1 protein-coding gene and 1 pseudogene are annotated in these 320 nt (G+C 60.3%); both read left to right on the top strand.

Going from position 1 to position 320, the window contains the following annotated elements:
* Positions 1-99 (top strand): annotated as a pseudogene (locus tag H7J06_RS31690) (HhH-GPD-type base excision DNA repair protein); the annotation flags it as partial.
* Positions 100-109: 10 nt separating this feature from the next.
* A partial coding sequence (locus H7J06_RS31685) for a recombinase family protein (protein WP_264043950.1) occupies positions 110-320 on the top strand: 211 nt, incomplete at its 3' end.

Raw genomic sequence — 320 nt, 5'->3', positions numbered from 1 at the left:
AGATTGCAGCTCACCGGAGATCCCGCGTCCGACGACCTGTTGAGTGAGGATCCGTTCGCCCTGCTGACCGGCATGCTGCTGGATCAGCAGGTTCCGATACACTTACAAAATGAGTTCAGCGCCAAGAGCCCTGGTCGGGGCACGAGTCTCGGTAGTCCAAGGGCCTCAGAAGGTCTCGCATCTCGCTCAGATCGAGACTGCGACTAACTGGGCAATCTCCAAGGGCTACAACATCGTTGGGACCTTCGAGGATCTCGGTGTCTCTGCCGAGAAGCGTCCGGAAGACCGGCCAGACCTCGGGCCGTGGCTGACGCCTGAGG

The sequence above is a fragment of the Mycolicibacterium hodleri genome (assembly GCF_025822245.1).
GTDB lineage: Bacteria > Actinomycetota > Actinomycetes > Mycobacteriales > Mycobacteriaceae > Mycobacterium > Mycobacterium hodleri.
Note: the sequence above shows the minus strand (reverse complement) of the source record. Positions and strands in the feature narration are given on the sequence as shown.